Origin of the sequence: Xylophilus ampelinus (assembly GCF_003217575.1) — a bacterium.
GTDB classification, from domain to species: Bacteria; Pseudomonadota; Gammaproteobacteria; order Burkholderiales; family Burkholderiaceae_C; genus Xylophilus; species Xylophilus ampelinus.
Genome location: NZ_QJTC01000024.1, coordinates 1 through 24,158, shown reverse-complemented (window position 1 = coordinate 24,158; position 24,158 = coordinate 1). Strand labels below are relative to the sequence as shown.

At 69.3% G+C, this 24,158-nt stretch carries 20 protein-coding genes; 17 read left to right on the top strand and 3 right to left on the bottom strand.

Annotated elements, in window-relative coordinates; translation table 11 throughout:
- The first annotated feature begins 40 nt into the window (after positions 1 to 40).
- Positions 41 to 1,168 (top strand): EF-hand domain-containing protein, encoded by a 1,128-nt coding sequence (locus DFQ15_RS14060; protein WP_158529076.1) that lies wholly within the window; start codon positions 41 to 43, stop codon positions 1,166 to 1,168.
- 77 nt (positions 1,169 to 1,245) lie between these two features.
- Here DFQ15_RS14060 and purN read toward each other — a convergent pair whose 3' ends face one another.
- Positions 1,246 to 1,830 (bottom strand): phosphoribosylglycinamide formyltransferase, encoded by a 585-nt coding sequence (gene purN, locus DFQ15_RS14055; RefSeq protein WP_110466619.1) that lies wholly within the window; start codon positions 1,828 to 1,830, stop codon positions 1,246 to 1,248.
- A 13-nt stretch (positions 1,831 to 1,843) separates the two neighbouring features.
- Here purN and DFQ15_RS14050 point away from each other — a divergent pair, with 13 nt between their 5' ends.
- From DFQ15_RS14050 to DFQ15_RS14030, 5 genes are all read left to right on the top strand, one after another.
- A complete protein-coding gene (locus DFQ15_RS14050; protein ID WP_110466585.1) occupies positions 1,844 to 2,497 on the top strand; it encodes a YceH family protein in 654 nt (217 codons plus the stop codon).
- A 74-nt stretch (positions 2,498 to 2,571) separates the two neighbouring features.
- A complete protein-coding gene (locus tag DFQ15_RS14045; RefSeq protein WP_110466584.1) occupies positions 2,572 to 3,753 on the top strand; it encodes an acyl-CoA dehydrogenase family protein in 1,182 nt (393 codons plus the stop codon).
- 93 nt (positions 3,754 to 3,846) lie between these two features.
- The gene (locus tag DFQ15_RS14040; protein WP_110466583.1) at positions 3,847 to 4,962 is read left to right on the top strand and encodes an acyl-CoA dehydrogenase family protein; all 1,116 of its coding nucleotides are present in this window, start codon (positions 3,847 to 3,849) and stop codon (positions 4,960 to 4,962) included.
- 103 nt (positions 4,963 to 5,065) lie between these two features.
- Positions 5,066 to 6,469 (top strand): alpha/beta fold hydrolase, encoded by a 1,404-nt coding sequence (locus tag DFQ15_RS14035; protein WP_110466582.1) that lies wholly within the window; start codon positions 5,066 to 5,068, stop codon positions 6,467 to 6,469.
- 731 nt (positions 6,470 to 7,200) lie between these two features.
- Positions 7,201 to 8,265 carry a hypothetical protein gene (locus tag DFQ15_RS14030; RefSeq protein ID WP_146228754.1) on the top strand — a complete coding sequence of 355 codons (1,065 nt, stop codon included), beginning with the start codon at positions 7,201 to 7,203 and terminating at the stop codon, positions 8,263 to 8,265.
- Positions 8,266 to 8,372: 107 nt separating this feature from the next.
- On the opposite strand, the gene DFQ15_RS14025 is transcribed toward DFQ15_RS14030, so the two are convergent.
- Complete coding sequence (locus DFQ15_RS14025; protein ID WP_110466580.1) at positions 8,373 to 8,930, bottom strand: HNH endonuclease; 558 nt, start codon at positions 8,928 to 8,930, stop codon at positions 8,373 to 8,375.
- Between the two features lie 307 nt (positions 8,931 to 9,237).
- Between DFQ15_RS14025 and DFQ15_RS14020 the strand changes: the two genes are divergently transcribed.
- The 10 genes from DFQ15_RS14020 to DFQ15_RS13975 all read left to right on the top strand — a co-directional run bounded on the left by DFQ15_RS14020 (position 9,238) and on the right by DFQ15_RS13975 (position 21,500).
- A complete protein-coding gene (locus DFQ15_RS14020; RefSeq protein WP_110466579.1) occupies positions 9,238 to 10,299 on the top strand; it encodes a bifunctional riboflavin kinase/FAD synthetase in 1,062 nt (353 codons plus the stop codon).
- Positions 10,300 to 10,435: 136 nt separating this feature from the next.
- The gene (gene ileS, locus DFQ15_RS14015) at positions 10,436 to 13,339 is read left to right on the top strand and encodes an isoleucine--tRNA ligase (RefSeq protein WP_110466578.1); all 2,904 of its coding nucleotides are present in this window, start codon (positions 10,436 to 10,438) and stop codon (positions 13,337 to 13,339) included.
- A 61-nt stretch (positions 13,340 to 13,400) separates the two neighbouring features.
- Positions 13,401 to 13,919, top strand: a complete 519-nt coding sequence (lspA, locus tag DFQ15_RS14010; RefSeq protein ID WP_110466577.1) for a signal peptidase II — start codon at positions 13,401 to 13,403, stop codon at positions 13,917 to 13,919.
- 86 nt (positions 13,920 to 14,005) lie between these two features.
- Complete coding sequence (locus tag DFQ15_RS14005) at positions 14,006 to 15,025, top strand: LacI family DNA-binding transcriptional regulator (RefSeq protein WP_110466576.1); 1,020 nt, start codon at positions 14,006 to 14,008, stop codon at positions 15,023 to 15,025.
- A gap of 74 nt (positions 15,026 to 15,099) precedes the next feature.
- Positions 15,100 to 16,110 (top strand): ABC transporter substrate-binding protein, encoded by a 1,011-nt coding sequence (locus DFQ15_RS14000; protein ID WP_110466575.1) that lies wholly within the window; start codon positions 15,100 to 15,102, stop codon positions 16,108 to 16,110.
- A gap of 40 nt (positions 16,111 to 16,150) precedes the next feature.
- Entirely contained in the window at positions 16,151 to 16,966 is an 816-nt protein-coding gene (locus DFQ15_RS13995) for an ABC transporter permease (protein WP_110466574.1), read from the top strand.
- A 39-nt stretch (positions 16,967 to 17,005) separates the two neighbouring features.
- Complete coding sequence (locus DFQ15_RS13990; RefSeq protein WP_110466618.1) at positions 17,006 to 17,803, top strand: ABC transporter permease; 798 nt, start codon at positions 17,006 to 17,008, stop codon at positions 17,801 to 17,803.
- Positions 17,793 to 18,926: an ABC transporter ATP-binding protein gene (locus DFQ15_RS13985; RefSeq protein ID WP_110466573.1), complete on the top strand. Its 1,134-nt coding sequence runs from the start codon at positions 17,793 to 17,795 to the stop codon at positions 18,924 to 18,926. Before DFQ15_RS13990 ends, DFQ15_RS13985 begins: the two co-directional genes overlap by 11 nt.
- Positions 18,923 to 19,765: a phosphodiesterase gene (locus tag DFQ15_RS13980; protein WP_110466572.1), complete on the top strand. Its 843-nt coding sequence runs from the start codon at positions 18,923 to 18,925 to the stop codon at positions 19,763 to 19,765. The genes DFQ15_RS13985 and DFQ15_RS13980 overlap by 4 nt, the downstream gene beginning before the upstream one ends.
- Positions 19,766 to 19,847: 82 nt before the next feature.
- Positions 19,848 to 21,500, top strand: coding sequence for a Na/Pi cotransporter family protein (locus DFQ15_RS13975; protein ID WP_110466571.1), 1,653 nt, complete (start codon positions 19,848 to 19,850; stop codon positions 21,498 to 21,500).
- Positions 21,501 to 21,628: 128 nt separating this feature from the next.
- Here DFQ15_RS13975 and DFQ15_RS13970 read toward each other — a convergent pair whose 3' ends face one another.
- A complete protein-coding gene (locus DFQ15_RS13970) occupies positions 21,629 to 22,636 on the bottom strand; it encodes a bile acid:sodium symporter family protein (protein WP_110466570.1) in 1,008 nt (335 codons plus the stop codon).
- Positions 22,637 to 22,740: 104 nt separating this feature from the next.
- On the opposite strand from DFQ15_RS13970, the gene DFQ15_RS13965 reads away from it, so the two are divergent.
- Positions 22,741 to 23,688, top strand: coding sequence for a LysR family transcriptional regulator (locus DFQ15_RS13965; protein ID WP_110466569.1), 948 nt, complete (start codon positions 22,741 to 22,743; stop codon positions 23,686 to 23,688).
- Positions 23,689 to 24,158 lie beyond the last annotated feature (470 nt).

The following is a 24,158-nucleotide window of genomic DNA, read 5'->3' as shown; positions in this document are numbered from 1 at the left end:
ACCCCTGCCGCCAGCATTCACTCCGGAAAGGACCACCCCCATGACCACCATCAGCGGAGCCGCCAGCAGCACCGGCCGCGACTGGGCCGCCCTGCAGGCCGCGCGCCAGGCGCAGCGCAGCCGGATGCAGGACGCGATGTTCGCCAGGACCGATGCCGACGGCAGCGGTACGGTGGACGGCACCGAGCTGCAGGGCCTGCTGCAAGGGGCGGCCAAGGCCCGCGGCACCACCGCCACCGCCACCGCCACCGCCGAGGACCTGGTCGGCAAGTTCGGCACCAACGGCACCCTGGACAAGGACCAGCTGGCCAAGGCGATGGAAAGCCTGATGCCGCAGCGCTCGACGGTCGATTTCGCCCAGGCCCGCAGCACCGCTGCGGCCGGCGGCGGCACCGGCGCCACGGCAGCCCGCGGCAGCGCCGGCGACGACCTGTTCGGCAAAGTCGACAGCGACGCAGACGGCAGCCTGAGCGCCACCGAATTCCAGGCGCTGCAGGACCGGATGTCGGGCAAGACGGGCGCGTCCGCGTCCTCCGCTTCAAGCACCTCCGGCACCGATGCCGGCGAGCAGTTCGCCAGGCTCGACACCGATGACGACGGCACGTTGAGCGCGGCCGAATTCGACGCCGGCCGGCCCTCGGGTGCCGGCGGCCAGACGGCAGGCGCACAAGGCGCAGCCGGCGGCACGCCGCCACCGCCGGGCGGCCCCGGTGGACCCGGCGGCGCAGGTGGTGCGAGCGCATCGGCCAGCACCACCTACGACCCGCAGGACACCAACGAAGACGGCACCGTCTCCGCCGCCGAGCGCATGGCCGCCACCGCGACCGATGCCACCACCACCGGCGCGACCGCGTCCGCCACCGGCACCGCCTCCACCACAGGCACCGGCACCAGCACCGATCCGCTGCAGGCGCTGTTCAAGGCGGTGGACGGCGATGGCGACGGTCGCATCGGCCGCGAAGAGGCCGAGGTGCTGTCGCAGAAGATCACCGACGCGCTGACCGCCCTGAGCACCGGCGGCACGACCACGGCCGACGGCAGCGACAGCGACGACGGCCGACGCGGCTTCGACCTGTCGCAGCTGGTCCTCAAGCAGTACCAGCAGGTGGGAGCGGCCGGCAGCACAACCGTCGGCAGCACCGGCTCCACCCTCAGCGCCGTCGCCTGACCGCCGCCGAGGCCCACACCCGGCAATTTCCAGACAGAAAGTGCCTGCAGCCGACGTGCGACGACGGCATCCAGCTATCAATTTAATAGCAAACCGGCCAACACCCGGGGATACAGCAGATGCTCCTGCGTCACCACCCGGGCCGCCAGCGCGTCGGCCGTGTCGCCCGGCAGCACCGGCACCACCGCCTGGCCCAGGATCGGGCCCAGGTCCAGCTCGGCCGTCACCCGGTGCACCGTCGCGCCGGCGAAGGCGCAGCCGGCGGCGATCGCGCGGGCGTGGGTATGCAGGCCGGGGAAGGCGGGCAGCAGCGAGGGATGGATGTTGACCATCCGGCCGTCGTAGCGGGCGACGAAGCCCGGCGTCAGGATGCGCATGAAGCCGGCCAGCACCACCAGCGTGGGCGCGTGCAGGTCGATCGCCGCGGCCAGTGCGGCGTCGAAATCCTCGCGGCTCGCATAGGCATTGTGGTCGAGCGCCGCGGTGGCGATGCCCTGCTCCGCCGCCCAGGCCAGGCCCGGCGCGTCGGCCTTGTTGCTGACCACCGCCGCCACCCGGGCCTCGAACCGTCCCTGCCAGTCCTCGCGTTCCGCAGCCTGAACGATGGCCCGCATGTTGGAGCCGGCACCGGAGATCAGAATGACGAGGTTTTGGTTTTTCATGTGGGCCGGCATTATGGCGATCAGACCTCTCTCCCCTCTCGAACAGCGCGTGCTCGGCACCTTGATGGAAAAGGCGCGCACCGTGCCCGACAGCTATCCGCTGACGCTCAACGCGGTGGTCTCGGGCTGCAACCAGAAATCCAGCCGCGAGCCGGCGATGCAGGTGACCGACGGCGAGGCGCAGGAGGCGCTCGACGAACTCAAGCGCCTGAGCCTGGTCTTCGAGACCAGCGGAGGCCGCGCGACGCGGTACGAACACAACGTCGAGCGCGCCTACGCGGTGCCCGGCGCGGCCGCCGCCCTGCTCGGCCTGCTGATACTGCGCGGACCGCAGACCGCCGGCGAACTGCGCATCCACGGCGAGCGCTGGCACCGCTTCGCCGACATCGGCTCGGTCGAGGCGTTTCTGGACGAACTGTCGGAGCGCTCGGAAGAAAAAGGCGGACCGCTGGTGCTGCGCCTGCCACGCGCGCCGGGTGCCCGCGAGGCGCGCTGGGTGCAACTGGTCGGGGGCCCGGTCGACGTGCAGAGCTATGCGCAAGCGGGGCCCGCCGACGGCGCCGCGCCCGCGACCGGCCTGGCCGCGCGGGTCGAGGCGCTGGAGGCGGCGGTCGCCGCGCTGAAGGCCGAACTGGCCGGACTCCGCGGCGACCGCGCGCCGGCCTGATCGCCCTTGTCGCAGCCCGGACACGGGCATGCGAACGACCGTGCTAAAACCTGTCGATCGACAGGAGACAAGCGATGGATTTGGCATTCACCCCCGAAGAACAGGCGTTCCGCGAGGAGATCCGCACCTGGGTGCGCGACAACCTGCCCGCCGACATCGCGCACAAGGTACACCACGCCGTCGATCTCACCCGCGACGACATGCAGCGCTGGGCCAGGATCCTGGGCAAGAAGGGCTGGCTGGGTTATGGCTGGCCCAAGGAATTCGGCGGCCCGGGCTGGACGGCCATCCAGAAACACCTCTTCGAGGAAGAGACCGCCCTGGCCGGCGCGCCGCGCATCGTGCCCTTCGGCCCGGTGATGGTGGCGCCGGTGATCATGGCCTTCGGCACGCCCGAGCAGCACAGGCGCTTCCTGCCCGGCATCGCCAGCGGCGAGGTCTGGTGGAGCCAGGGCTACAGCGAGCCGGGCGCAGGCTCCGACCTGGCGTCGCTCAAGACCCGCGCCGAGCGCAGGGGCGACAAGTACATCGTCAACGGCCAGAAGACCTGGACCACGCTCGGCCAGTACGGCGACTGGATGTTCAACCTGGTGCGCACCGGCACCGAGGGCAAGCCCCAGGCCGGCATCAGCTTCCTGCTGATCGACATGACATCGCCCGGCGTGACGGTGCGGCCGATCAAGCTGCTCGACGGCAGCGTCGAGGTCAACGAGGTCTTCTTCGACAACGTCGAGGTGCCCGCCGACCAGCTGATCGGCGAGGAGAACAAGGGCTGGACCTATGCCAAGCACCTGCTGAGCCACGAGCGCACCAACATCGCCGACGTGAACCGCGCCAAGCGGGAGCTGGAGCGCCTGAAACGCATCGCCCGGGCCGAAGGCGTCTGGGACGACACGCGCTTTCTCGACCGGATCGCGCTGCTGGAGGTGGACGTGGTGGCGCTCGAAATGCTGGTCCTGCGGGTGCTGTCGGCCGAGAAATCGGGCCGCAACGCGCTCGACATCGCCGGCCTGCTCAAGATCAGGGGCAGCGAGATCCAGCAGCGCTACACCGAGCTGATGATGCTGGCCGCCGGCCCGCTGAGCCTGCCCTTCATCCGCGAGGCGATGGAGGCCGGCTGGCAGGGCGACTTCCCCGGCGGCGACGTGTCGCACGCCCCGCTGGCCGCCAACTACTTCAACATGCGCAAGACCACGATCTACGGCGGATCCAACGAGGTCCAGCGCAACATCGTCGCGCAGACCGTTCTCGGCTGAAGCCGTAGAACGGTCCGCGCGAAGCGCGACAACACCGCTCCCCCGCACCCCCTCCAAGAGGGGGCTCCCGCAAGAGCTTCGCTAGGACAAGATATGGATTTCGATTTTTCCGACGACCAGGAACAGCTGCGCGACGCGGTGCGCCGCTGGGTGGACAAGGGCTACGGCTTCGAGCGCCGGCGCGGCATCGTGGCCGAGGGCGGCTTCTCGCGCGAGGCCTACGGCGAGCTGGCCGAGCTGGGCCTGGCCGGCCTCCACATCGCCGAGGAACACGGCGGCCTGGGCTTCGGCCCGGTCGACGGCATGGTGGTGCTGGAAGAGCTGGGCCGCGGCATCGTGCTGGAGCCGCTGGCCCAGACGCTGATCGTCTCGGGCGTGCTGGGCGCCTACGGCACCGATGCGGCCAAGGCCGCCTGGCTGCCCAAGATCGCCACCGGCGAGGCGCTGGTCGTGCTGGCCCACCAGGAGCGCAAGGCGCGCTACCGGCTCGACGTTTGCGAAGCGAAAGCGGTCGCAGCCGTCGACGGATACCGGCTGACTGCCAGCAAAAGTATAGTACCGGCCGGCGACGCCGCCGACGCCTGGCTGGTGCCCGCGCAGCTCGACGGCCGGATCGCCCTCTTCGTGGTCGAGCGCGGCGCGGCCGGCGCCACCGCCACCGGCTACCTGACGCAGGACGGCAGCCGCGCCGCGGAAGTCGCGCTCGCCGACACGCCCGCCCAGCTGGCGGTGCAGGACGGCCTGACGGCGCTGCGGCACGCGGCCGACATCGGCATCGCCTCGGTCTGCGCCGAAGCGGTGGGCACGATGGACAAGGCGGTGGCGCTGACGGTCGAGTACCTCAACACCCGCAAGCAGTTCGGCGTGGCGATCGGCAGCTTCCAGGCGCTGCGCCACCGGCTGGCCGACATGAAGATGCAGCTGGAGCTGGCCCGCTCGATGGGCTACTACGCCACGCTGAAGCTGGAGGCGCCCGCCGAGGAGCGCGGCCGCGCCCTCGCGCGCGCCAAGGTGCAGCTGGGCCAGTCGATGCGCTTCGTGGGCCAGCAATCGGTGCAGCTGCACGGCGGCATCGGCATGACCGACGAGTACATCGCCAGCCACTACTTCAAGCGGCTGACCCAGCTGGAGATGACCTTCGGCGACACGCTGCACCACCTGGGCGAGGTGTCGGCCCGGATGCAGGACACCGCCGGCGTCTTCGCCTGAGCGCCGCCGCCGGCGCTGCCCACCCACCGCTGCCGGGCCTGCGTCGTACGCAGGCCTTTTTCGTGGCCTACGCTCTCGACCGTCCCCGCAACAGGACCCGACCATGACGACCTCCCGCCGCACCGTACTCACCGCACTGGGCCTGGCCGCCGCCGCCCTGGCCGGCTGCTCGTCCAACCCCTCGGCCGTCGACTATCCGCCGCTCGTCTTCGTGCACGGCAACGGCGACAGCGCCGCGCTGTGGCAGACGACGATGTGGCGCTTCGAATCCAACGGCTGGCCGCGCGACCGTCTCTATGCGATCAACGTGCCCTACCCGAGCGCCCGCGACGACGACACCGTGGCCCAGGCCGGCCGCACCTCCACCGCCGAGCACATGGCCTTTCTGCGCAGCGAGGTCGACGCGGTGCTGGCCCGCACCGGCGCGCAGCAGGTGGTGCTGATGGGCAACTCGCGCGGCGGCTATGCGATCCGCAACTACATCGCCCGCGGCGGCGGTGCGGCCAAGGTGCGCGAGGTGGTGCTGGGCGGCACGCCCAACCACGGCGTGTGGGCGATCCCCGGCTACCGCGAAGGCAGCGAGTTCTCCGGCACCGGCCCGTTCCTGAAGGCGCTCAACGCGCCCCGCAACGCCGCCGGCGACGAGATCGACGGCCCCGCCCGCTGGCTCACGGTGCGCTCCGACGGCAACGACAAATTCGCCCAGCCCGACGGCCTGTGGATCGGCCGGCCCGGCCTGCCCACCTTCGTCACCGCCGCCGGCCCCGAGCTGCGCGGCGCGACCAACGTGGTGATCCCGAAGATCGACCCCCGCGAAACCTCGTACTCGCCCGCCGCGTTCGACGCGGGCTGGCGCTTCCTGACCGGCGCCGCGGCGCTCTCGACCACGGTGCAGGCCGAGGCCGCCCCGGTGCTCGACGGCATCGTCAGCGGCGTGGGCGTGGCCGGCAACGCCGCCCCCGGCAACGTCAGCAACAACCTGCCGGTGGCCGGCGCCACGGTGGAGATCTACGCGACCGACCCCGACACAGGCGCCCGCTGCGGCGGCACGGCGCACCGCCGGACGGTCGGCGCCGACGGCCGCTGGGGCCCGTTCACCGCCACCCCCGGCACGCCGTACGAGTTCGTCGTCACCGCGCAGGGCTATGCCATCACCCACATCTACCGCAGCGGCTTCCCGCGGTCGAGCGACATCGTCCACCTGCGCGCCGAACGCATCGTGGACACCGAGCGCAGCGCCCAAGCCGTCGTCAGCTTCACCCGTCCGCGCGGCTATTTCGACCTGCAGCGCGACACCGTCACCTTCGACGGGAGCAGCACCCTGCCCGACGTGCCGCCCACCAGCGGCGCGGGCGTGGCGGCATCGAAGCGCCTGCTCGCCGACGGAGCCGACCGGGCGATCGTCGGCACCTTCAATGGCGAGAAAGTGGTGGGGCGGACCTGGCCGCTAGCCGGCGGGCACCTGGCGTTTCTCGAGCTGACCTACCGAGGTTCACACGGTCCTTAGAGCGGCTAACACAACCCAGCGAAGCGGTTCTGGCTAGGCACCGCATCGCAGACAGTACGAGTAGTACGACAAGGTGCGGCAACGACGCCAGAAGGGTTGTGTTAGCCGCTCTTAGTCTGAAGATGGCTTGCACAAGCCGGCCCTTCGATCTTGTCCTCAGTCGGACATTCATGGAGGGCACATCTGGTCGATCCAACCGCCTCGAAGCCCAAGACTGCGACCGACTTTTTTCGCCCGGACGCATGGCACTTCGGATCGAGGCCCACCCCCGCCCGCGAACCGGTCCAATCTTCCAGCTGGCTGCCGAATGGCTGCTGCGCAGATGTTGACAGGAGCCGAAGCGGCCAAACACGGGAGGAAACCAGATGCCAGGAAACACATCGACTGTCAGCAGCGCCGCAAACTCAGGTATTCAGAGCAGCTTCGACGAACAGGAAGACCGTCAAAACGCATCCTCTCGGAGCAGTACATACCGTACGTCTTCGACTTTCCCCGTAACAGATGCGCTTTTACATACGAGCAGACGTACTTCGTCACTCCCTCGATCGGATATCTCCACAAGGACGGCCACCCGTTCTTATGAACCCAGTTATCGTGGCAGCGATGCCAGCACTTCGACGCGGACCGCCGACTCGCACGCGATTGCACAAACGCTTGCGAGCTACTCTCGAGGTGGCCAGGGATATGGTCCCGACGACCGACAGCGCAGATACTCCGCAAGCAATGCCACTGTGTCTTCGCAGGAACTTCCTCTTGCCGGATACCTGCTCGCCCGGGCATCCGTCGGTCGGAGAGTCGATGATTCCGATACGATCAGTGCCCTGCGTCGAGGGCAACAGGCCGTCGTTGCGGGCATCGAGACTCTGTACTACGGCCGCGGCAACGTGGCATCGGATATCAGCGCCAGTGAAGGCCGGTCATACGTTGGAGTTCAGACGCTGAGAGACGCAGAGGCGTTCTTGAAGCGCTCGGCAAGCTACCGGCCAGCATCCACCACCGGACGCGTGTCGCAGCTCACCCGCAACATGACGCAGTTGAGTGGGTGTTGGCCGCCCAATTTTGCCCGGTCGCTCAAATACCACTTCCCGGACGAAAAGGCCTCCGAGGCCGCACTCGACTTCATCACCAAGACTGTCGCTGCGAGCATGTCCGCTGCCGGCAACTGTGGCGAACACGCCCGCGTCGTGGCCAATGCCCGGTTGGGCTTGTCGGAGTCGCCAGAGTCCTTACGGATCGCGCGCATGAACGGTGTGGACCACGCTTGGGCCGAAGCGCTGTCATCGAGAACTGAACTGCGCGACGATGACATCATGATGGATGCTTGGATGAGGACGCCTGCGCATCTGCGCGAGGATTCGCACTGCGGCAGCGCATCTACCGAAACCCGCGCCGAGTTCGCCCGCGGGTCGGCGCGATCCTGGATGCGTGACGTCATCTCGCATCTGTCGGCGCGGCTAAAGGAAATCGACACGTTGTCGGCGCTCACGGTGCCTGGCGAGGCACTTTCTTGGAGCAACTTCACCCGCACCGGAGCCGTCGGTGCGGAAAGGGCGGTGCCTCTCAATCTGAAGCCTGAGTTCATGAGCGAAGCCTCCCTTCGGGCCTCCAGCCAATCTCTCGCAGCAAGTATTGAGGCCGCCGGGATCGCGCGTTCCTTTGGTTTGCCGGTACATTCGGCGACGCGACAAAGTCTCATCGAATCTGTTCAGCAGTCCCGCACTGCGCTCCTCACGCGAGAAGCTCCTTCCGGGCCAGAGTGGGCCACCCAGAGGTCGGAGACGCAGCGGGGTATCTGATGCTTGCGAGAGACGGTGGTGCCAACCGCTCCACAAACGGTGGCATACAGCCGGCTAAAGCCTCATCCCCTCCGAAAAGCGGCACACCCCCACACGCACGGCAGCCGCTAATCCACCAGCCGCGAAGACCGCGGCACATGCGCCATCAGGAACTCCATCTGGTCAGCCAGGATGCGGCGGTTGCGCAGGATGAAGTCTTCCCACAGGCTGGGCACGTACGGGGTGTAGAGCAACGGCATGTTGGCCTGCTCGGGGGTGCGGTGGCTCTTGCGGTGGTTGCAGGGTTTGCAGGCGGTCACCACGTTCATCCAGGTGTCGGCGCCCTTCTGCGCGAACGGCTTGATGTGCTCGCGGGTCAGGTCGGTCTCGTGGAAGTGCTGGCCGCAGTAGGCGCAGACGTTGCGGTCGCGGGCGAACAGCTTCGCGTTGGTGAGCCCGGGGCGCATCTCGAACGGGTTGATCCGCGGAACGCCCCGGGTGCCGATGATGCTGTTGACAGCGATCCTGGACTGCAGGCCGGTGATCGCGTTGGTGCCGCCGTGGAACACCGCGATCTGGGCGCCCGACTCCCACCGGACCTCGTCGGACGCGTAGTGGATCACCGCCTGCTCCAGGCTGATCCAGGACTGGGGCAGTCCCTGGGCCGACAACTTCAATACCTTCACGACACGGCTCCTCAAGAGGCCGGCATCACTCTCTCGACAGACGAAGGTCGCCGGCACGCATTTCAGATGGTTCGGACGGAGCGCGCGGTTTGCCAGGACGCGTGCACGCTGGGTCACAATATACCCCGTTCATGACAAATCGGCGTCTGCCGCGCGCCCCGGCTGCGGCCTTTGCTATCAAAACCATAACACCGGCTCTCCCCCAGGCTTCGCACTGCGTGTCTTCGCCACCCTCCTCGCGGTGGTCCCGGAAGTGGGTCGCGGCGGTGGATGCCTTGCGACGCGCCGGGTCTGAGTGAAAGTCGAGATGAACGTATTCAGAGGGTTCCACCATCCTGGCGTGTCACAGGCCTGCGCGCTGACCATCGGCAATTTCGATGGTGTGCACCGGGGCCACCAGGCGATGCTGGCGCTGCTGCGCAACGAGGCCGAGCACCGCGGCGTGCCGAGCTGCGTGCTGACCTTCGAACCGCATCCGCGCGACTATTTCGCCGCCACCGCCGGCAAGGCCAGCCTGGCACCCGCCCGCATCGCCACCCTGCGCGACAAACTGACAGAGCTGGCGCGCTGCGGCATCGACCAGGCGATCGTGCTGCGCTTCGATGCCGAACTGGCCCTGCGGACGCCGCGGGCCTTCATCGACCGGGTGCTGCTGGAGGGCCTGGGCGCCCGCTACGTGCTGGTGGGCGACGATTTCCGCTTCGGCGCCCAGCGGATGGGCGACTACGCGATGCTGGACGCCGCCGGCGCGCATGCCGGCTTCGACGTGGCCCGGATGAACAGCTACGAGGTGGGCGGCCTGCGCGTCTCCAGCTCGGCGGTGCGCGAGGCGCTGGCCACCGGCCGGATGGACGACGTCACCCGCCTGCTCGGCCGGCCCTACAGCCTGAGCGGTCACGTGGTGCACGGCCGCAAACTCGGGCGCGAGCTGGGTGCCACGGCCGCCGGGCAGGGCGACGGCTTCCGCACCCTCAATCTGCGCTTTTCGCACTGGAAGCCGGCGGCAGCGGGCATCTTCGCGGTGCAGGTGCACGGCTTGGGCACCGTGCCGCTGCCGGGCGTGGCCAACATGGGCGTGCGGCCCTCGCTCGACCCGGCGGACGTCAACGGCGGCCGGGTGCTGCTGGAAACCCACTGCCTCGACTGGCCCGCCGCGCTGGGCGCCGAAGGGGCCTACGGTAAAATCATCCGCGTGGACCTGCTGCACAAACTGCACGACGAATTGCGCTACCCCAGCCTCGATGCCCTGACCGCAGGCATCGCGCGGGACTGCGACGACGCGCGTGCCTTCTTCGCACGGCGCCAGGCCGAGGCCCACGAGCGCAACCATGGCCAGACCCACCGCCAGACCTCGCGCGACCGAATTTGACCCGAGCCCGCCGTGCCGCACCGGCACCGCTGCCGCCCTTTGACAGGCTCAGGGCGAACGGCTTGACCCTCCCCGCTCCGACCACCCTCCCCGTTCGGGCCGAGCCTGTCGAAACCCCCTTCGACGAAGTTTCTCCATGTCCGACGCCCACGATGCTTCCGCCGCCGCCGCGACCGACTACCGCGCCACCCTGAACCTGCCCGACACGCCGTTCCCGATGCGCGGCGACCTGCCCAGGCGCGAGCCGGGCTGGGTGCAGGACTGGGAGGACCAAGGCATCTACAAGCGCCTGCGCGAGGCCCGCTGCGGCGCGCCCAAGTTCGTGCTGCACGACGGCCCGCCGTATGCCAACGGCCAGATCCACATGGGCCACGCGGTCAACAAGATCCTGAAGGACATGATCGTCAAGGCGCGGCAGCTCGAAGGCATGGACGCGCTCTACGTGCCCGGCTGGGACTGCCACGGCCTTCCGATCGAGAACCAGATCGAGAAGCTGCACGGCCGCAACCTGAGCCGCGACGAGGTGCAGGCCAGGAGCCGCGCCTACGCCACCGAGCAGATCGGCCTGCAGAAAAAAGACTTCAAACGCCTGGGCGTGCTGGGCGACTGGGAAGACCCGTACCTGACGATGAACCCCGGCAACGAGGCCGACGAGATCCGGGCGCTCAAACGCATCATGGAGCGCGGCTTCGTCTACCGTGGGCTGAAGCCGGTCTACTGGTGCTTCGACTGCCGCTCGTCGCTGGCCGAGTTCGAGATCGAGTACGCCGACAAGAAGTCGCGGACGATCGACGCGGCCTTCGAATCGGCCGAACCCGAAAAGCTGGCGGCCGCCTTCGGCCTGGCCGCGCTCGACAAGCCGGCCTTCGCCGTCATCTGGACCACCACCGCCTGGACCATCCCGGCCAACCAGGCGCTCAACCTCAACCCGGCGCTCGATTACGCGCTGGTCGACACGCCGCGCGGCCTGCTGGTGCTGGCCGCGGCCCTGGTCGAGAAGGCGCTGGCCCGCTACCAGCTCGCAGGCACGGTGCTGGCCACCGTGCCCGGCGAGAAGCTGGGCGGCCTGCGCTTCAAGCATCCGCTGCACGACGTGGCCGATGCCGGCACCGGTGCCTACAGCTACCGCCGCCTGTCGCCGGTCTTCCTGGCCGACTACGCCACCGCCGACGACGGTACCGGCATCGTCCATTCGTCGCCCGCCTACGGGGTGGACGATTTCAACTCCTGCGTCGCCAACGGCTTCACCACCGACGACATCCTGAACCCGGTGCAGGCGAACGGCGTGTACGTGGACGAACTGCCGCGCTTCGGCGGCCAGTTCATCTGGAAGGCCGCGCCGGTGATCGTGGAGGCCCTGCGCGACGCGGGCCGCCTCTTCGCCAGCACCGAGATCGTCCACAGCTACCCGCACTGCTGGCGCCACAAGACGCCGGTGATCTACCGCGCCGCGGCCCAGTGGTTCGTGCGGATGGACGAGGGCGAAGGCGTCTTCACCCAGGACAAGGCCGGCAAGACGCTGCGCCAGCTGGCGCTCGACGCGATCGAGCAGACCGGCTTCTTCCCCGAGAACGGCCGGGCGCGGCTGCGGGACATGATCGCCGGCCGGCCCGACTGGTGCATCTCGCGCCAGCGCAACTGGGGCGTGCCGCTGCCCTTCTTTTTGCACAACGCGACCGGCGAGCTGCACCCGCGCACGATGGAGCTGATGGACCGCGCCGCCGAAATGGTCGAGGCCGGCGGCGTCGAGGCCTGGAGCAAGGCCACCGCCGAGGAGATCCTGGGCGCGGAGGACGCGGCGCACTACACCAAGGGCAACGACATCCTCGACGTGTGGTTCGACTCGGGCACCACCCACTTCCACGTGCTGCGCGGCTCGCACTTCGACGACAGCATCGCCCAGGGTGGCGGGCGCGACGAGGGCCACCACACCCACGGCACCGAGGCCGACCTGTACCTGGAAGGCCACGACCAGCACCGCGGCTGGTTCCACAGCTCGCTGCTCACCGCCTGCGCCATGTACGACCGGGCGCCGTACAAGGGCCTGCTGACCCACGGCTTCACCGTCGACAGCCAGGGCCGCAAGATGAGCAAGTCGCTCAAGAACGGCGTCGATCCGCAGGTCACCGCCGACAAGCTGGGCGCCGAGATCATCCGGCTGTGGGTGGCCGCCAGCGACTACTCCGGCGACATCGCCGGCGACGACAAGATCCTGGCCCGGGTGGTCGATGCCTACCGCCGCATCCGCAACACGCTGCGCTTCCTGCTGGCCAACACCAGCGACTTCGACATGGCGACGGACGGCGTCGCCGACGCCGACCTGCTGGAGATCGACCGCTACGCGCTGGCCCGCGCCGCGCAGTTCCAGTCCGAGATCCTGGCGCACTACCAGGTCTACGAATTCCACCCGGTGGTCGCCAAGCTGCAGCTCTACTGCTCGGAAGATCTGGGCGGCTTCTACCTGGACGTGCTGAAGGACCGGCTCTACACCACCGCGCCGAAATCGCCGGCCCGCCGCAGCGCGCAGACCGCCCTGTGGAAGATCACCCAGGCGATGCTGCGCTGGATGGCGCCGTTCCTGAGCTTCACCGCCGAGGAGGCCTGGAAGATCGTCGGCAGCTCCGACACCATCTTCCTGGAGACCTTCGCCCGCTTCGACGACACCGACGACGCCCTGCTGGCACCGTGGACCCGGCTGCGCGAGATCCGCGACCTGGCCAACAAGGAGATCGAGGCCCTGCGCGCCGCGGGCCGGCTGGGCTCGTCGCTGCAGGCCAACCTGCGGATCGCGGCCGAGCCGGCGGACCTGGCGCTGCTGCAGGGGCTGGGCGACGACCTGAAGTTCGTCTTCATCGCTTCTGCTATCGAATTGGTAGCTGGAGGTCCTCTCGCCATCACGGCCAGCGCCACATCCGATGCCAAATGCGAACGCTGCTGGCACTACCGCGCCGACGTGGGCCACGACCCGGCGCATCCGACCATCTGCGGCCGCTGCACCAGCAACCTCTTCGGTGCCGGCGAAGTCCGGAGCCATGCATGAGCCCCCGCCCGGCCGCTCCGAAGGGGGCTCGCACCGCAATGCGCAGCATGAAGGTTTCTCTATGAACGCCACGACCGCACTCGACACCAACCGCTCCCGCATCGCCGGCATGCTGCCCTGGCTGGGCTTCGCCGCCCTGCTCTTCGTGGCCGACCAGGTCACCAAGTCGATGATCCTGGCGCGCTACCGGCTGGGCGACAGCACCACGATCACCGGCTTCTTCAACATCGTGCGGGCCCACAACACCGGCGCGGCGTTCTCGCTGCTGGCCGATTCGTCGGGCTGGCAGCGGTGGCTGTTCACCGGCATCGGCGTGGCGGCGGCGGGCTTCATCCTGTGGCTGCTGCGTGCGCATGCGGGCCAGCGGCTGTTCTCCTTCGCGCTGGCCGCGATCCTGGGCGGCGCGGTGGGCAACGTGGTCGACCGGATGATGCACGGCTACGTGGTCGATTTCCTGGACTTCCACCTGGGCGGCCGGCACTTCCCGGCGTTCAACATCGCCGACATGGCGATCTCGCTGGGCGCGGCGTGCCTGATCCTGGACGAGCTGCTGCGGATGCGGCGCAACAAGACGCCCTGATGCAGACGGCGGCGCCCGCCTGACCGCGGGCGTCATCGCCGTGTCACGGCCGGAGGCTCCAATGAAAACGTTTACATCGTTTTCACATGAGCATCCAGCACGTCGCCCAGCACGCCCGCGTCTCCGTCGCCACGGTCTCGCGGGTCTTCAATTTCCCGGACCGGGTGGCCGCCGTCACCCGCGACCGGGTGCTCGCCGCCGCCCGGTCGCTCGGCTATTTGCCCAATTCCAGCGCCCGCACCCTGCGCACCCAGCGCAGCCGGGTGCTGGGCGTGGTGCTGCCGACGCTGCACAACCCGGTCTTCGCCGAATGCCTCGACGGCATCGCCCAGGCGGCGCGTGCGGCAGGCTACGCGATCCTGCCGGTCACGACCGACTACGAACTCGCCCACGAGCAACAGGCCGCGAATGAACTGCTGGCCGGAGGCGCCGCCGGCATGCTGCTGGTGGTGGCCGACCCCGCCCGCTCGGCGGTGCTGGAGCGGCTGCAGGCCGACGGCGTGCCCTACGTGCTGCTCTACAACCGGCATGCGGCGCACCCCTGCGTCTCGGTCGACAGCGAGGCCGCCGTCGCCGCGGTGGTGGAGCGGCTGGCGCGCCAAGGCCACCGCAACATCGCGATGGTGAGCGGCCCGCTCGCCGCCTCCGACCGGGCCCGGCAGCGCCGCGACGGCTTCCTGCACGGCATGGCCGCGGTGCCCGGCAGCCGTGCGCGCCTGGTCGAGGTGCCATTCGTCGCCAGCGCGGCCGGCCCGGTGGCCGCGCTGCTGGCGCCCGCCGACCGGCCGACCGCCCTCTTCTGCTCCAACGACCTGCTCGCCATCCGCTGCCTGCGCGCCGCCCACCTGCTGGGCCTGCGGGTGCCGGAGCAGTTGAGCGTGGTCGGCTTCGACGGCATCGCCCTGGGCGAGGAACTCACCCCGATCCTCTCGACGGTCGTGCAGCCGCACCACGAGATCGGCCGCCGCGGCGTCGACATCCTGGTGGCGGCACTGGCGCGCGACGCACGGCCCTCGGGCGCCGACAGCGAGCTGCTGGCCCATGGCTTTCGCGACGGCGAATCGACCGCGCCGGCCGCCGTGGCACCCGCGCGGGTCGCCGCCTGACGCACCGCATTCGTCTCTCCGCATCTCCCCTCGCGCTTTCCTCTCCAACCCCCAACGCACAAGGTTCCCCTCCCATGCGCCACGCTCTCACCCACTGGGCCCGTCTCGGCCTGCTCGCCCTCGGCCTCGCCGGCGGCTCCGCCATGGCCCAGACCGCCATCTGCTACAACTGCCCGACCGAATGGGCCGACTGGGGCACCCAGATCAAGGCGATCAAGGCCAGAACCGGCGTGACGGTGCCGCCCGACAACAAGAACTCGGGCCAGTCGCTCGCCCAGCTGACCGCCGAGAAGGCCAGCCCGGTCGCCGACATGACCTACCTGGGCGTGACCTTCGCGATCCAGGCGCAGAAGGACGGCCTGATCGCCCCCTACAAGCCGGCCGGCTTCGACACGATCCCCGACGGCCTGAAGGACCCGCAGGGCCACTGGTTCTCGATCCACTCGGGCACCCTCGGCTTCATGGTCAACGTCGACGCGCTCAAGGGCAAGCCGGTGCCGAAGTCGTGGGCCGACCTGCTCAAGCCCGAGTACAAGGGCCTGGTCGGCTACCTCGATCCGTCGTCGGCCTTCGTCGGCTACGTCGGCGCGGTGGCGGTGAACCAGGCGCGCGGCGGCACGCTGGAGAACTTCGGCCCCGCACTCGACTACTTCAAGGCGCTGCAGCAGAACGAGCCGATCGTGCCGAAGCAGACCGCCTACGGCCGGGTGCTGTCGGGCGAGATCGCGATCCTGCTCGACTACGACTTCAACGCCTACCGCGCCAGGTACAAGGACAAGGCCAACGTCGCATTCGTGATTCCCGCCGAAGGCACGCTGGTGGTGCCCTACGTGATGGGCATGGTCGCCAAGGCGCCGCACGCGGCCGATGCCAGGAAGGCGCTCGACTTCGTCCTCTCCGAGGAAGGTCAGGCCATCTGGGCCCGCGCCTATCTGCGCCCGGTGCGCGCCGACGCGATGCCGGCCGACGTCGAGGCGCAGTTCCTGCCCGCCGCCGACTACGCCCGCGCCAGGACGGTCGACTACGGCCAGATGGCCACCGTGCAGAAGGCTTTCTCGGAACAGTACCTGCAGGCCGTGCGCTGAGCGCTGCCGCTGTTCGCAACGCAGACTTCGCACCACCACCATGACCCCTCCCAGCGCCACCGCATCGCGCCCGCTGCTGTTCGCCTGCCTGGCGCCGGCGGCGATCTTCTTCGCCGCCTTCTGGCTGCTGCCGGTGGTGCTGCTGGTGGGCTTGCCGGCGCGCGACGGCTGGGAGGGCTACTTCGCGGTGCTGACCCATCCGCGCTACCTCGCCAGCCTGCTCGACACGGTGGTGCTGTCGGTGACGGTGACGCTCGCCACGCTGCTGCTGGGCGGCGCGGTGGGCGTGTATCTGGCGCGGCGGCGCTTCCCCGGCCGGCAGGTGCTGCTGGCCCTGCTGACGCTGCCGCTGTCGTTCCCGGGCGTGATCGTCGGCTTCTTCGTGATCCTGCTGGGCGGCCGGCAAGGCGTGGTCGCCGGGCTGACCGATGCGGCGAGCCGGGGGCGGATCACCTTCGCCTACGGGCTGCTGGGGCTTTTCCTGGCGTACCTGTACTTCTCGCTGCCGCGCGCCATCGCCACCTACACCGCCGCAGCCGAGGCGATGGACCTGGCGCTGGAGGAAGCCGCCCGCTCGCTCGGCGCCTCGCGGCTGCGGGTACTGCGCGACGTGTGGATCCCCGAGCTGGCGCCCACCACGCTGGCCTGCGGCGCGATCCTGTTCGCCACCGCCATGGGCGCCTTCGGCACCGCCTTCACGCTGGCCAGCAAGTTCGAGGTGCTGCCGATCACCATCTACGACGAGTTCACCAACTACGCCAACTTCGCGCTGGCCGCGTCGCTGTCGATCGCGCTCGGCCTGGTGACCTGGCTGGTGCTGTTCGTGGCCCGGCGGCTGGGCGCCGCGCCGCTGTAGCCGATCCGCCGCCCCTCCCTTTCCACAGGCCCGATGACCATGCGCGTCTCCCGCACCGCTTCCCCCTTCCTGCTGGCCACCACCCTCGCGGTGGCCGTCTTCATGCTGGCACCGATGGCCTTGTCGGTCGTCGCCGGGCTGGTGAACGACTACAGCCGGGGCATCGCCAGCGGCTTCACGCTGCGCTGGCTGGCCGAGGTGCTGGACGGCTACGGCGGCACCATCGGCGGGTCGCTGGCGATCGCCGTCGGCACCGTCGTCGCGACGCTGCTGCTGGGCGTGCCCTGCGCCTATGCGCTGGCCCGCAGCCGCTCGCGCTGGGCCGGCGTGTTCGAGGAGCTGCTGACCCTGCCGGTCGCCGTGCCGGGCCTGGCCACCGCGCTGGCGCTGATCCTGGCCTACGGGCAGATCGCGGCGTTCCGGCGGAGCTTCGCCTTCATCCTGGTGGGCCACATCGTGTTCACCCTGCCCTTCATGGTGCGGGTGGTGGGCTCGGCCTTCCAGCGGCGCGAATTGCGGGCGCTGGAAGAGGCCTCGCGTTCCCTGGGCGCCGGCTTTTGGCAGTGCCTGGCGGGCGTGCTGGTGCCGGCGGTGCTGCCCGCGATCGCGGCCGGCTGCCTGATGGTCTTCACCCTGTCGGTGGGCGAGTTCAACCTGACCTGGATGCTGCACACGCCGCTCACCCGCACCCTGCCGGTGGGCCTGGCCGACAGCTACGCCTCGGCCCGGATCGAGATCGGCTCGGCCTACACCCTGGTCTTCTTCATCGTGATCCTGCCGGTGCTCTGGGCCCTCCAGCACCTGGCCAACCTGCTGCAACGCCGCCATGGAAACTGATACCGCCACCCCTTCCGGCGCCGCCTCGGCCTTCGCCCGTGCCCGCACCGGCGTGCAGGTGACCGACTGCGCCAAGACCTACCCCGACGGCGCCCGCAGCCTGCAGCCCACCACCCTGCAGGTGGAGCCCGGCGAGGTGCTGGCGCTGCTCGGCCCCTCGGGCTGCGGCAAGACTACATTGCTGCGCATGGTCGCCGGGCTGGAACTTCCCGATGCCGGCGGCCGGATCGCCTTCGGCACCCAGGACGTCACCCGCCTGCCGATCGAGCAGCGCGGCGTGGGCATGGTGTTCCAGCATTACGCGCTGTTTCCGCAGATGACGGTCGAGGCCAACATCGGCTACGGCCTGAAGATCCGCGGCGTGGCCGAGGCCGAGCGTCGCCGCGCGGTGGGCGAGCTGGTCGACCTGGTGCGGCTCGGCGGGCTGGAGAAGAAGCGCCCCGCCGAACTCTCGGGCGGCCAGCGCCAGCGGGTGGCCCTGGCCCGCGCGGTGGCGGTGCGGCCCCGTGTGCTGCTGCTCGACGAGCCGCTGACCGCGCTCGACGCCAAGCTCAAGGAGTCGCTCCGCGACGAGTTGGCCGACCTGCTGCGCCGCCTGGGCATCACCGCGATCCACGTCACCCACGACCAGCAGGAGGCACTGGCCATCGCCGACCGGCTGGCGGTGATGCAGGCCGGCCGCATCGTGCAGATCGGCAACGGCGAGCAGCTCTACCGCGCGCCGCAGCACGCCTTCGTCGCCGAATTCCTGGGCCGGGTGAACCGGCTCGCGCGCGCGCCGGCCCAGCGGGCGCAGAACACGGTGCTGCTGGGCGGCACCACGCTGGCCTGCCCCGAGGGCCTGGCCGGCCATGCCACGCTGCTGGTGCGGCCGGAGGACGTGCGCATCGTCGCGCCGCACGGCACCGCCGCGCGGGCCACGGTGGCGCGCCGCACCTTCCTGGGGGAGCGGGTGCAGCTGCGGCTGGCCCTGGCCGACCAGCCCGCCCTGCTGGTCGCCGACGTGGACCGCGACAGCCCGTGGCAGCTGGGCGACGCGGTCGGCATCCAGATCGCGCCCGGCCGGCTGATGCCCGGCCCGGCCGATGCACCCTCCCTTTCTTCCTCCACCGCAACCGCATGACCGCCACCCCACGCCCCACCACCTTCCTGGTGCAGCTCACCGACCTGCACATCCGCGAGCCCGGCCGCCTGGCCTACCGCCGGATCGACACCGCCGCCTACCTGCGCGCCACCGTCGCCGCCGTCGGCCGGCTGGTGCAGCGGCCCGACGCGGTCGTCGTCACAGGCGACCTGACCGACTTCGGCCGCCCGGCCGAATACGCCTACCTGCGGGAGCTGCTGGCCCCGCTGCCGATGCCGGTCTACCTGATGCCCGGCAACCACGACGACCGGGCGGCCCTGCGGGCGGGCTTCCCCGATCACGCCTACCTGGGCACCGGCCCCTTCGTCCAGTACACCGTCGACATCGGCGGCCTGCGGCTGGTCGCGCTCGATTCGGTCACGCAGGGCCACGGCCACGGCGCGCTGTGCGAGGCGCGGCTCGACTGGCTGGAGGCCACGCTGGAGGCGAGCCGGGGCCGGCCGGTGGTCGTCGCCCTGCACCATCCGCCCTTCGCCACCCTGATCGGGCACATGGACCGGCAGGGGTTGCTGGAGGGCGCCGCCCGCTTCGAGGCCATCGTGGCGCGGCATCCGAACGTCGAGCGGGTCGTCGCCGGCCATGTGCACCGGGCGGTGGACGCGCGCTTCGGCGGCACCATCGCCTGCACCTCGCCGGCGCCGGCGCATGCGGTGTTCCTGGACCTGGCCGAGGACGCCGCCTCGCAGTGGGTGGTGGAGCCGGCGCAGTTCCGCATCCTGGCGCAGCCGGCGGCCGGGCCGCTGGTGACGCACCTGGTTTCCAGCACAGAGACCGAGGGGCCCTATCCCTTCTACGACAATGGCACACTGATCGATTGACGCCGACGTTCCGCTAGCCGACATTCTTCGTTCCCCGCGGGTCCGGCGTCGCAAGGAGACATGCGCGTCCGGGCGCTCGTACATGAAGCATCTGTTGAATTTGCTCGCGGCCGTGGCGCTGCTGGTCTGGGGGACCCACCTGGTACGCACCGGCGTGCTGCGGGTGTTCGGCGCCAACCTGCGCAAGATCCTGGCCCGCAGCGTGGGCAACCGCTTCACCGCCGCCCTCTCGGGCATCGGCGTGACCGCCCTGGTGCAGTCGAGCACCGCCACCTCGCTGATGACCTCGTCCTTCGTCGGCCAGGGGCTGATCACCCTGCCCTCGGCCCTGGCGGTGATGCGCGGGGCCGACGTGGGCACCGCGCTGATGTCGGTGTTCTTCTCGTTCGACCTGTCGTGGCTGTCGCCGCTGATGATCTTCGTCGGCGTGGTGCTGTTCGTCGCGCGCCAGGCGGGCACCGCCGGCCGGGTGGGCCGGGTGCTGATCGGCCTGGGGCTGATGCTGCTGGCCCTGCGCCTGGTGGTCGAGGCGACCGAGCCGCTGCTGGCCTCGCCGGCCATCCGTGCCCTGCTGGTATCGGTGACCAGCGACCTGCTGATGGAGATCGCGCTCGGCGCGGTGCTGGCGGTGGTGGCCTACTCCAGCCTGGCCATCGTGCTGCTGATCGCGGCCATGGCCAGCTCCACCGTCGTGCCGCTCGACGTGGCCCTGGGTCTGGTGCTGGGTGCCAACCTGGGCAGCGGCATCCTGGCGGTGCTGACCACAGCCAAGTCTCCGGCCGAGGTGCGGCAGGTGACCGTCGGCAACCTGGTCTTCAAGCTGATGGGCGTGGCCCTGGTGGCGCCCTTCATCGGCCTGTGGCTGCGCCATGTGCAACCGCGCCTGCCCGATGCCACCTACGGCGTGGTGATGTTCCACCTGGCCTTCAACATCGTGGTGAGCATCGGCTTCATCGGCCTGACCAACCGGGTGGCGCGGCTGGTGCAGTGGGTGCTGCCCGCGCCCAGGGCCGGCAACGGTCACCAGCGGCTGCACCACCTGGACCCGTCGGCCCTCTCCACCCCCAGCCTGGCGATGTCCTGCGCCGCGCGCGAGGCGCTGCACCAGGCCGACCTGGTCGAGACGATGCTGATCGGGGTGCTCGACGTGATCCGCAAGAACGACCTGCAGCGTGCCGAACAGCTGCGCAAGATGGACGATACGGTCGACGAGCTTTACTCGTCGATCAAGTACTACCTGACCAAGATCTCCCGCGAGGCGCTGGGCGAGGAGGAAGGCCGGCGCTGGACCGACATCATCAGCTTCACCATCAACATGGAGCAGATCGGCGACATCATCGAGCGGGTGCTGCAGGACATCGAGGACAAGAAGATCAAGAAGGGCCGCAACTTCTCGGCCGCCGGCATGGCCGAGATCGCCGAGCTGCACCAGCGGCTGATCGACAACCTGCGGCTCGGCATGAGCGTGTTCCTCAACGGCAACGTGCGCGACGCGCAGAAGCTGCTGGAGCAAAAGGCCCTGTTCCGCGACCTGGAGCGGGCCTACGCCACCACCCACCTGGGGCGGCTCTCCGACAACACGGTGCAGAGCATCGAGACCAGCTCGCTGCACATCGACCTGATCAGCGATCTGAAGCGGATCAACTCCCACATCTGCTCGATCGCCTACCCGATCCTGGACTCGGCCGGGGTGCTGGCGCCGAACCGGTTGCGCGATCAGGTGCCGCCGGCGTGACGCCGCAGATCGCATGCTACTGAATTGATAGCTAGTGGTCGGCGTGCGGCGCCGGCTAGAGGCATATTTCGTTTATGAGTCGCCACGGGGGCCGCCGGGCGGCGCAGCCGGCAGCGCGGCGCGAAGCGCTACGGCGCGGACCGCGCGGCGGGCGTTTCGAGCGCCGCCGGCGCATCGGGTCGCCGTGCGTAGCGCTGCGCCAGCACCGCGCAGACCATCAGCTGCATCTGGTGGAACAGCATCAGCGGCAGCACGATCGCGCCCACCGCATGCGAGGCGAACAGCACCTCGGCCATCGGCACGCCGCTGGCCAGGCTCTTCTTGGAGCCGCAGAAGACGATGGTGATCTCGTCTTCTTTCGAGAAGCCCAGGCGGCGCGCCGTCCAGGTGGTGAAGGTCAGGACGATCGCCAGCAGCACCGCGCAGACGACCACCAGCCCGGCCAGGCTGCTCAGCGGCACCTGGCGCCACAGGCCCTCGATCACCGCGGCGCTGAAGGCGGTGTAGACCACCAGCAGGATCGAGCTTTGGTCGACCATCCGCAGCACCGGCGACCAGCGCTTCATCGTGCTGGCCAGCAGAGGGCGCATCAGGTGGCCGATGACGAAGGGCACCATCAGCTGCAGCACGATACGGCCGACCGCGTCGAACGACTGGTGCGCGTCGCCGCCGGGCTGCACGATCAGCTTGACCAACAGCGGCGTGATCAGTACGCCCAGCATCGTCGAGGCCGAGGCGCTGCAGATCGCCGCCGGCATGTTGCCCCGGGCCAGCGCGGTGAACGCGATCGCCGACTGCACCGTGGCCGGCAGGACGCAGATGTAGAGCACGCCGGTGTAGAGCGCCGGCGTCACCAGCAGCAGCAGCGGCGGCTTGAGCAAAAGTCCCAGCACCGGGAACAGGACGAAGGTGGTGCCCACCACCACCAGGTGCAGCCGCCAGTGCGTCAGCCCCGCCACCACCGCCTCGCGCGAGAGCTTGGCGCCGTGCAGGAAGAACAGCAGCGCGATCGCGCCGGTGGTGATCCATTCGAACGCCCGCGCCACCGAGCCGGAGGCCGGCAGCAGGCTGGCCAGCGCGACGGTGGCCAGCAGGGACAGGGTGAAGTTGTCGGGCAGGAAGCGGGATCGGCTCATGGGGTCGGCGGCGCAAGACGTGGCGGAATCGGGAAGCCGCGATTGCACACGCCCGCGATTCAAAACACAAATGGATTTATTTGATGAATATATGATTCCGCGTGATGAATACCAGCCTGCGCCAGTTCAAGGTGTTCCTGGCCGTCGCCGAGGCCGGCAACTTCAGCAAGGCCGGCGAGCGCATCGGCATCACCCAGCCCGCGGTGAGCCGCGCCATCGGCGAGCTGGAGCAGTCGCTCGGCCTGCGGCTCCTGGACCGCACCACCCGCGAGGTGGCCCTGACCGATGCCGGCCGGCGGCTGCACAGCCACCTGGAGCGGGTGCTGGAGGACCTGGAGGCGGCCCTGCTCGACGTACGCGGCATGGCCCAGCTGCGGCGCGGCCGGGTGCGGGTGGGCAGCAGCCCGACGCTCTCGGCCAGCCTGATGCCGGCCTGCATCGCCGCATCGGCCCGCAGCGCGCCGAACGTGGAGATCGTGCTGCTGGATCGGATCCAGCAGGACGTACTCGACAGCGTGCGCACCGGCGATGTCGATTTCGGCGTGGTCGTGGACCCGGCCATGGCCGAAGACCTGCACTGCGAAACCCTGTTCCGCGAGCCGTTTTGTCTGGTCTGCCCGCACGGGCACCCCTTGGCCGGACGTCCATGTGTCGCATGGCAGGCCCTGGACGGCCATGGTCTGGTGCTGCTCGACCATGCATCCGGCAGCCGGCGGCTCATCGATGAGGCGTTGGTGCATCACGCAGTGCAAGCGAGAGTCGTGCAGCAGCTGGGCCATCCCACCACCGTCCTCCGCATGGTGGAGGCCGGCATCGGCCTGGCGGTGCTACCGGCCTTGGCGCTGCACTGCACACTGCCACCCTCCCTGGTGGTGCGTGCGCTCACCCCGCAGGTGGACCACCGCCTGATGCTGGTCCACCGCCGCCACCGGAGCCTGTCGCCGCTGGCTGCCCAGGCGTGGCAACTGGTGAGCGTGGTGGCGCAGACGCTGCCCGGTATCGCGCTGGAGGGCAGCGACGACCACCCGGCGCTCACACCGGGTGGCGCTTGAGCCTGCGCCTGCCTGATCAGCCATCCCGACAAAAATTCTTTCGGCAAACGGTGTATTCGAATAGAAGACCGACAGCGATATACCGGATGTGAACTGAGCACAAGGCATGCCCATGGCTTGGCTGCTGCCTAAGTGACTTGCAGCCAATAAGCAGGTCTGCTGGCGCATGGACTTCTATGCGTCCGAAGTAGCGTGCTAACCATTATGGCGGCACGACTTTCCCCTGCCCACACGTTATGTGACTGCAATTTTTTGCACTGGGTAAGTTGGGGCCGGGCTTCCTCGGATAAAAATGTAAGTATTTTGGTTGCTTGCCCCCCCCACCTTGTTTACTCGCCCGCGCGACAAGTGCATGATTTGTCGCTTGCGTTAAGGAAGGTCTGCATAAATCCCTCGCGCCCATGGTTGGCATCTGCGCCAAGTGCTGAGACGATAGAGGCATGAAGCAAACAAGCCTTGTGGTGGGTACA

Bases quoted from the DNA above. Each gene is read 5' to 3' on its own strand.
- ileS (WP_110466578.1), top strand. From the start codon at position 10,436: ATGTCCGACGCCCACGATGCTTCCGCCGCCGCCGCGACCGACTACCGC.
- DFQ15_RS13990 (WP_110466618.1), top strand. From the start codon at position 17,006: ATGCGCGTCTCCCGCACCGCTTCCCCCTTCCTGCTGGCCACCACCCTC.
- purN (WP_110466619.1), bottom strand. From the start codon at position 1,830: ATGAAAAACCAAAACCTCGTCATTCTGATCTCCGGTGCCGGCTCCAAC.
- DFQ15_RS13970 (WP_110466570.1), bottom strand. From the start codon at position 22,636: ATGAGCCGATCCCGCTTCCTGCCCGACAACTTCACCCTGTCCCTGCTG.
- DFQ15_RS14000 (WP_110466575.1), top strand. From the start codon at position 15,100: ATGCGCCACGCTCTCACCCACTGGGCCCGTCTCGGCCTGCTCGCCCTC.
- DFQ15_RS14045 (WP_110466584.1), top strand. From the start codon at position 2,572: ATGGATTTGGCATTCACCCCCGAAGAACAGGCGTTCCGCGAGGAGATC.
- DFQ15_RS14050 (WP_110466585.1), top strand. From the start codon at position 1,844: ATGGCGATCAGACCTCTCTCCCCTCTCGAACAGCGCGTGCTCGGCACC.
- DFQ15_RS14005 (WP_110466576.1), top strand. From the start codon at position 14,006: ATGAGCATCCAGCACGTCGCCCAGCACGCCCGCGTCTCCGTCGCCACG.
- DFQ15_RS13985 (WP_110466573.1), top strand. From the start codon at position 17,793: ATGGAAACTGATACCGCCACCCCTTCCGGCGCCGCCTCGGCCTTCGCC.
- lspA (WP_110466577.1), top strand. From the start codon at position 13,401: ATGAACGCCACGACCGCACTCGACACCAACCGCTCCCGCATCGCCGGC.
- DFQ15_RS14020 (WP_110466579.1), top strand. From the start codon at position 9,238: ATGAACGTATTCAGAGGGTTCCACCATCCTGGCGTGTCACAGGCCTGC.
- DFQ15_RS13975 (WP_110466571.1), top strand. From the start codon at position 19,848: ATGAAGCATCTGTTGAATTTGCTCGCGGCCGTGGCGCTGCTGGTCTGG.
- DFQ15_RS13965 (WP_110466569.1), top strand. From the start codon at position 22,741: ATGAATACCAGCCTGCGCCAGTTCAAGGTGTTCCTGGCCGTCGCCGAG.
- DFQ15_RS13995 (WP_110466574.1), top strand. From the start codon at position 16,151: ATGACCCCTCCCAGCGCCACCGCATCGCGCCCGCTGCTGTTCGCCTGC.
- DFQ15_RS14060 (WP_158529076.1), top strand. From the start codon at position 41: ATGACCACCATCAGCGGAGCCGCCAGCAGCACCGGCCGCGACTGGGCC.
- DFQ15_RS14035 (WP_110466582.1), top strand. From the start codon at position 5,066: ATGACGACCTCCCGCCGCACCGTACTCACCGCACTGGGCCTGGCCGCC.
- DFQ15_RS13980 (WP_110466572.1), top strand. From the start codon at position 18,923: ATGACCGCCACCCCACGCCCCACCACCTTCCTGGTGCAGCTCACCGAC.
- DFQ15_RS14040 (WP_110466583.1), top strand. From the start codon at position 3,847: ATGGATTTCGATTTTTCCGACGACCAGGAACAGCTGCGCGACGCGGTG.